Raw genomic sequence first — 7039 nt, forward strand, 5'->3', positions numbered from 1 at the left:
CTGCGGGCCACTCTGTCAATAAGGGCGCTCGTTCTGCCTGTCGATTTTGGTGCGGTGCAGCATGAGCGTGTTTTTGGGGGAAGCGATGATGGCCGATGGCAACCGCGTACCGGGCGAGATGATGGCGATTGCCATTCGCGTGCCGGGTGGTCCTGACGCGCTGGTGCCGGAGCGGCGCGCGGTGGCGGTGCCGGGCGATGACGAGGTGCTGATCCGCGTCGCCGCCGCCGGGGTGAACCGGCCCGACGTGCTGCAACGGCAGGGCAAATATCCGCCGCCGCCCGGCGCTTCCGACATTCCGGGGCTGGAAGTGTCCGGCACGGTCGTGGCGGCGGGGCGCGGGGCGGAGTTGCTGGTCGGGCAGAGGGTTTGCGCGTTGCTGGCGGGTGGCGGCTATGCGGAATATGCGGTGGCGCCTGCGGGGCAGTGCCTGCCGGTGCCGGACGGCTATGACATGGTCGAGGCGGCGGCGCTGCCGGAGACGCTGTTTACCGTGTGGACCAACCTGTTCGAGCGCGCCTATGCTGTCGGCGGCGACACGGTACTGGTCCATGGCGGGACCAGCGGGATCGGCACGATGGCGATCCGCCTGTGCAACCTGTTCGACGTGAAGATCATCGTCACCTGCGGGTCGGACGAGAAATGCGCGGCTGCCAAGGCGTGGGGCGCGGACGAGGCGATCAATTACAAGGCCCAGGATTATGTCGCGGAGGTGAAACGCATCACCGGCGGGCAGGGTGTTCAGGCGGTGCTGGACATGGTCGGCGGCGATTATCTTCCGCGCAACCTGGAGTGCCTGGCCGAGGATGGGCGGCATGTGTCGATCGCGGTGCTGGGCGGGGCGAAGGCGGAGATTTTCATTCCGGCGATCATGCAGCGGCGGCTGACGATCACCGGATCGACGCTGCGGGCGCGGTCGGTGGGGTTCAAGAGTCTGGTCGCGGATGAACTGGTGCGGACGGTGTGGTCGTTCGTGGAGGACGGCAAGTTACGCCCGGCGATGGATCAGCGCTTTGCGCTGGCGGATGCGAGCAAGGCGCACGCGCGGATGGATGCGGGCGAGCATTTCGGGAAGATCGTGCTCGTGGTTTGAGGGTGCGTCGGCCCACCCCCCAACCCCCTCCCGCAGGCGGGAGGGGGAGCAGAAAACCCCGCAAACCGTAGCATTTCCGTCATAATCCCTTCGGAACTGTAACATTGCGGCGTTAGGGAACCGGTCCTGAGGGCATCAGTCTTTGGGGATCGCATCATGAACGCCATCACGCGCCTGCCATTTTTGGCGGACCTGCCGGAGGACGGCGCAGAGCCATTTTCCGTGCCCGAACGGACGCAAGGTGAGCGTCGCCGGTTTCGCACCATCTGGATTTCCGACATCCACCTTGGCACGCGCGGCTGCAACGCGGCGATGCTGATCGATTTCCTCGACAATGTGGACAGCGACACCATCTATCTGGTGGGCGACATCATTGACGGATGGCGGCTGAAGAAGCGCTTTTACTGGCCGGCCAGTCACAATGACGTGGTGTGGCGGCTGATGAAGCGGGCCAAGCGCGGCACGCGGGTCGTCTATATTCCCGGCAATCATGACGAAATGTTCCGCCAGTTCACCGGCATGAATTTCGGCGGCGTGGAAATTCGGCGCAAGGCGATCCATACGACTGCCGACGGGCGCAAGCTGCTGGTGCTGCATGGCGATGAGTTCGACACGATCATGCTGGCGCATCGCTGGCTGGCCTTTGTCGGCGACGCTGCCTACACCACGCTGATGCGGCTGAATGTCGTGGTCAATGCGGTGCGGCAGCGTATGGGATTGCCCTATTGGTCGCTCAGCAAGATGGCCAAGCACAAGGTCAAGAATGCCGTGTCCTTCATTTCCCAGTTTGAGGAAGTGGTCGCGCATGAAGCGGGTGCGCGCGGCGTCGATGGCGTGGTGTGCGGCCATATCCATAACGCGGAAATGCGCGAGATTGGCGGCGTGGCCTATTATAATGATGGCGACTGGGTGGAAGGCTGCACCGCTCTGGTCGAGCATGATTGCGGACGGATGGAAGTGCTGCACTGGGCTGACGAGATCGCCGCGCGGACGCAGGCCGAGCAGGGCGAACGGGCGCGGATGGCGGCCTAAAACAACAGCCGTTCGCTTCGAGCGAAGTCGAGAAGTCTCACGCGCTGTGCCAATGTTTCTCGACGTAGTTTATCCAGAGCGCCTGCCGCAGGCGGGCAGTCGAAGGGCTCGAAACGAACGGAGGTGGGTGCGGAAGCGCCTGCAATGACGGAGTAACCAAATGCGCATTATGATCGTCACAGATGCCTGGACCCCGCAGGTCAATGGCGTCGTGCGCACGCTCCAGACGATCCAAGCGGAGCTGGAGGCGATGGGGCATGAGGTTCGGGTGATTTCGCCCGATCTTTATGGCTCCATTCCTTGCCCGACCTATCCCGAAATAAGGCTGGCCTTGGTGCGGCCTGGCGTGGTGGGGCAGGCGATTGCGGCGTTCCGGCCTGACGCGGTACATCTGGCGACGGAAGGGCCGCTCTGCGTGGCCGCCCGGCGCTGGTGTTTGCGCGAGCATGTGCCGTTCACCACGGCCTACCATACCCATTTCCCCGATTATGTGGCGCAGCGCACCGGCCTGCCTGCGGCCTGGTTCTGGCGCTATATTCGCTGGTTTCACGGTTCTGCGCAGGCGGTGCTGGTATCGACCGGATCGGTGCGCGCGCAATTGCGCGCCCATGGGCTGCATAATGTGCTGCCATGGGGCAGGGGGGTGGACCTGAGCGCCTTCACCCCTGACGCGCCGCCGCCTGCGCTGTTTGCCCACCTGCCCCGGCCGATCATGCTGGCTGTCGGCCGGGTGGCGGTGGAGAAGAATCTGGAGGCGTTCCTGGCCACCGATCATCCCGGCACCAAGGTGGTGGTAGGCGATGGTCCGGCGCGTGCGGCGCTGGAGCGGCGCTACCCAGAGGCGCATTTTATGGGACCATTGTTCGGGGAGGCGCTGGCGGGCGCCTATGCCGGGGCCGACGTGTTTGTGTTCCCCAGCCGCACCGACACATTCGGGCTGGTGATGATCGAGGCGCTGGCCTGCGGCACGCCGGTCGCGGCCTATCCCGTCACCGGGCCGGTGGACATTGTGACCCCGGAAAGCGGCGCGCTGTCGGATGATCTGGGGCAGGCGATTGCCGGGGCGCTAAGCTGTGACCGGGCCGCCTGCGCCGCCTATGGGCGTAGCTTCAGCTGGGAACGCAGCGCGCGCGAGTTCCTGGCGGGGCTGCACACCATTGACCGGTTGGGGCTGGATAGCGCGGCCTGACGCTTTTCCTTGCTCCAGCGGGGATGATCGACTATCTCCAGACGGTCGCGGCCGCCCTGCTTGGGCGGCCCTTATCGTTTTTGTGCCGGAGAATGTTCCCGTGTCCCAGCCACTCATGCCCCATGCGACCGCCAGCTGGCTGGTCGACAACAGCGCTCTGAGCTTTGACCAGATCGCCGAATTTTGCGGGCTTCACATCCTGGAAGTGCAGGCGATCGCCGACGATACCGCCAGCACCAAATATACCGGTCGTGACCCGGTGCGCGCCCATGAAATCACCATGGACGAAATCCACAAGGGCGAGCAGAACCCCGACTACAAGCTCAAGATGCTGAAAGGCCCGGAGCCTGTCCGTCGCACCAAGGGGCCGCGCTACACGCCGGTGTCCAAGCGGCAGGACAAGCCCGATGGCATCGCCTGGATCCTGCGCAACCATCCCGAAGTGTCGGACGGCGCGATCGGCAAGCTGATCGGCACCACCCGCACCACCATCGCGGCGATCCGCGACCGCACCCACTGGAATATTTCCAACATCACGCCCAAAGACCCGGTGACGCTGGGCCTGTGTTCGCAGCGCGAACTGGACGCTCTGGTGGCCAAGACCGCCAAGAAGCTGGGCATCGAGGCACCGACCGATTCGCGTCTGGATGGCGACCGTGCGGCGCTGATCGAGGAGCTGCGGCGTGAGCGTGACGACAATGCGCGGCGCGCTGATGAGGCTCTGCGCAGCGAAGCGGAACTGATTTCCGGCGTCGCCACCATCCTTGATCCGTTCAGCAACAACAAGGGCGCGGTGTGATGCCGTAGCGTCATTCGGCGGCCGTCCGTAAGTCGCCGCAATGCAGCATTTTCAAGGGTCGCGCCGGGTAACCGGTGCGGCCCTTTTTGCTGTGGTTGACGCTTGCGTAAAGCAGCCATTCTCCATAGACTTCCCTCATGGAGAGCATAGAAAAAATCTGGCGGGAGCATTACCAGCACCCCACCGTCTGGGACCGGACGTTCGCCCCGATGTCGATGGGGGACATGGTCACCACCAGCGCACTGGCCCACCCCGATGCGCCGATGATCGATTTCATGGGTCGCCGGTTCAGCTATGGCACGATGTTTGGGCAGATCCGCCGCATCGCCTGCGGCTTGCAGGCGATGGGGGTGCAGAAGGGCGACCGGGTCGGCCTCTATCTGCCCAACACCCCCCATTATGTCGCTGCCTATTATGGCGCGCTGATCGCGGGCGCGATCGTCGTCAATTTCTCTCCCCTCTACACTGCTGCCGAACTGGAGCATCAGGTCGAGGATAGCGGGACGAAAATCCTGTTCACCCTGTCGGCCAAGGCGCTGCTGCCCACCGCGCTGCAGGTGCTGGACCATAGCAGCCTGGAGAAGCTGGTCGTCGGATCGGTGGCGGAGATGCTGCCGCCGGTCAAATCGGTGCTGTTCCGCCTGTTCAAGGCGAGCGAGTCCGTGCCGCTGCCGGACGATCCGCGCGTGTTGCGCTATGACCGGCTGATCGCCAATGCGGGCGACTGCACCGTGCCGCCGATCGACCCGGAGCGGGACATCGCCCTGCTGCAATATACGGGCGGCACCACCGGCACGCCCAAGGGCGCGATGCTGACCCATCAGAATCTGACCGCCAATGCGCGGCAGGCGCAGGCGATCGACCCGCACGCCCATGAGGAGGACCGCATCATCGCGGTGCTGCCCTTCTTCCATGTGTTCGCCAATACCTGCACCCTCAACCGCACCGTGATGAACGGCGGCGAGATGGTGATGCTGCCCCGTTTCGACGCGGCGCAGGTGCTGGCGGCGGTGCAGCGGGTGAAGGCGACGTCGCTGCCCGGCGTGCCGACCATGTTCCAGGCGCTGCTGGATCACCCCGCGATCCGCAACATCGACTTTTCCTCGCTGCGCGCCTGTATTTCGGGCGGTGCGCCGCTGCCGCTGGAAGTGCGGCAACGGTTCGAGGCGGCGACGGGCGCCAAGCTGATCGAGGGCTATGGCCTTACCGAAACCAGCCCGATCGTCTGTTCCAACCCCTATGAGGGGCTGAACAAGACCGGGACGGTGGGGCAGCCGGTGCCGGGGACGCGGGTCAAGCTGGTCGATCGCGAAGATCCGACCAAACCGCCGCCGCCCGGAGAGCCAGGTGAATTGCTGTTCGCCGGACCGCAGATCATGAAGGGCTATTGGAACCGGCCGGACGCCGACGCCGAAGTATTTATCGGCGATTTCATCCGTACCGGCGACGTGGGCGAGATAGACGAAGATGGCTATGTCCGCATCGTCGACAGGCTCAAGGACATGATCGCCGTCGGCGGCTTCAAGGTATTTCCGAGCCAGGTCGAGGCTGTCCTCTATCATCATCCGATGGTCAAGGAGGCGCTGGTGATCGGCATTCCCGACCACTATCGCGGTGAACAGCCCAAGGCGTTCGTAACCCTGATCGAGGATGCGCAGATTGACGGCGCGGCGCTTAAAGACTGGCTCAATCCGCAACTGGGCAAACATGAGCGGGTGTGCGAGGTCGAGGTGCGGCTGAACCTGCCGCGCACGCTGGTCGGCAAGCTGTCCCGTAAGGAACTGGTGGCCGAGGAGCGGGCGAAAGCGGCGGCGATGACGGCGGAGGCTGGAACGGCGGCCTGAGCGTTCCTATCTGTGTGGCCAACATGGATAGGAATGGATAGATGGCGCAGGAAATCGCGACACTCGCAGGCGGATGCTTCTGGTGTACTGAAGCGGTGTATCAAAATCTCAAGGGCGTTAGCGCGGTCGAGAGCGGCTATATCGGCGGGGAAAAGTCCGACCCGACCTATGAACAGGTCTGTTCCGGCACGACCGGCCACGCCGAGGCGATCCGCATCAGCTTCGACCCTGACGTCATCAGCTATGCCGACCTGCTCGACATTTTCTTTGCAACGCATAATCCCACGACGCTCAATCGCCAGGGCAATGATGTCGGCACCCAATATCGCTCCGCCATCTTCCCCCATTCGCCTGAGCAGGAGGCAGAGGCGAAGGTCGCTATCGACCGGGCGCAGGCGGACCATGACGACCCGATCGTCACCACGATAGAGCCGGACGGCCCCTGGTATCCGGCGGAGGATTATCATCAGCAATATTGGGACCGGGTCGGCGACCGTAACCCCTATTGCATGGCGGTGATCCCGCCCAAGCTCGCCAAGCTGCGCAAGGGCTTTGCCGACAAGATTGACGGCTGATTTTCCGCGACACGCTTCGCCGTCTTTGGCATCCTGATTAGGCGGCGGTTAAGGTCAGCTGTGCCAGGACGGCGGCGAACCAAGTCGGGGGACTGATGATGAACAAGATATTGATGCTGGCCGCGCCGCTGATGCTGCTGGCTCTGCCCGGCTGTATCGCCAAGACGGCGCTGGATATCGCGACGATGCCGGTGCGCGCGGGCGCGCAGGCGGCGGACTGGGCGACCACCAGCCAGGACGAATCCGATCGCAATTATGGCCGCAAGATGCGCGAGCAGGAAGCGCGCGATGGCAAGGCGCGCAAGAAGGCGGACAAGGAACGCCGCCGCCAGTGCGAGGATGCGGGCTACGATAATTGCGATTGAGCGCGATGACTTCACCTTGACCCGTTCGTTTCGAGCGAAGTCGAGCATCTGTCTTGTTGGTCAAGCATGGATTGGGGACCAAGTTCGATTTTCGGCAACGAGGCGATTGGCGAGGACGACGATTTTTCTAGCGACGGCGGCG

General features: G+C 63.8%; 7 protein-coding genes. All 7 read left to right on the plus strand.

Annotated elements, in window-relative coordinates; genetic code table 11:
• The first annotated feature begins 61 nt into the window (after positions 1-61).
• The 7 genes from Q0D44_RS15270 (at position 62) to Q0D44_RS15300 (ending at position 6897) form a co-directional block, all read left to right on the plus strand.
• The gene (locus Q0D44_RS15270) at positions 62-1093 is read left to right on the plus strand and encodes an NAD(P)H-quinone oxidoreductase (protein ID WP_294137629.1); all 1032 of its coding nucleotides are present in this window, start codon (positions 62-64) and stop codon (positions 1091-1093) included.
• 156 nt (positions 1094-1249) lie between these two features.
• Positions 1250-2125 carry a UDP-2,3-diacylglucosamine diphosphatase gene (locus Q0D44_RS15275; protein ID WP_294137632.1) on the plus strand — a complete coding sequence of 292 codons (876 nt, stop codon included), beginning with the start codon at positions 1250-1252 and terminating at the stop codon, positions 2123-2125.
• A 160-nt stretch (positions 2126-2285) separates the two neighbouring features.
• The gene (locus Q0D44_RS15280) at positions 2286-3314 is read left to right on the plus strand and encodes a glycosyltransferase family 1 protein (protein WP_294137634.1); all 1029 of its coding nucleotides are present in this window, start codon (positions 2286-2288) and stop codon (positions 3312-3314) included.
• 115 nt (positions 3315-3429) lie between these two features.
• Entirely contained in the window at positions 3430-4113 is a 684-nt protein-coding gene (locus tag Q0D44_RS15285) for a DUF1013 domain-containing protein (protein ID WP_119744336.1), read from the plus strand.
• 137 nt (positions 4114-4250) lie between these two features.
• Complete coding sequence (locus Q0D44_RS15290) at positions 4251-5957, plus strand: AMP-binding protein (RefSeq protein WP_294137635.1); 1707 nt, start codon at positions 4251-4253, stop codon at positions 5955-5957.
• A 41-nt stretch (positions 5958-5998) separates the two neighbouring features.
• A complete protein-coding gene (gene msrA / locus Q0D44_RS15295; RefSeq protein WP_294137636.1) occupies positions 5999-6532 on the plus strand; it encodes a peptide-methionine (S)-S-oxide reductase MsrA in 534 nt (177 codons plus the stop codon).
• A 98-nt stretch (positions 6533-6630) separates the two neighbouring features.
• Positions 6631-6897, plus strand: a complete 267-nt coding sequence (locus Q0D44_RS15300) for a hypothetical protein (protein WP_217672403.1) — start codon at positions 6631-6633, stop codon at positions 6895-6897.
• The last annotated feature ends 142 nt before the right edge of the window (positions 6898-7039 follow it).

The sequence above is a fragment of the Sphingobium sp. genome (assembly GCA_023266575.1).
Classification (GTDB): Bacteria; Pseudomonadota; Alphaproteobacteria; order Sphingomonadales; family Sphingomonadaceae; genus Sphingobium.

What these genes read in the sequence shown, in the direction of transcription:
- Q0D44_RS15270 (WP_294137629.1), top strand. Translation starts at nt 62, where the DNA reads ATGAGCGTGTTTTTGGGGGAAGCGATGATGGCCGATGGCAACCGCGTA.
- Q0D44_RS15275 (WP_294137632.1), top strand. Translation starts at nt 1,250, where the DNA reads ATGAACGCCATCACGCGCCTGCCATTTTTGGCGGACCTGCCGGAGGAC.
- Q0D44_RS15280 (WP_294137634.1), top strand. Translation starts at nt 2,286, where the DNA reads ATGCGCATTATGATCGTCACAGATGCCTGGACCCCGCAGGTCAATGGC.
- Q0D44_RS15285 (WP_119744336.1), top strand. Translation starts at nt 3,430, where the DNA reads ATGCCCCATGCGACCGCCAGCTGGCTGGTCGACAACAGCGCTCTGAGC.
- Q0D44_RS15290 (WP_294137635.1), top strand. Translation starts at nt 4,251, where the DNA reads ATGGAGAGCATAGAAAAAATCTGGCGGGAGCATTACCAGCACCCCACC.
- msrA (WP_294137636.1), top strand. Translation starts at nt 5,999, where the DNA reads ATGGCGCAGGAAATCGCGACACTCGCAGGCGGATGCTTCTGGTGTACT.
- Q0D44_RS15300 (WP_217672403.1), top strand. Translation starts at nt 6,631, where the DNA reads ATGAACAAGATATTGATGCTGGCCGCGCCGCTGATGCTGCTGGCTCTG.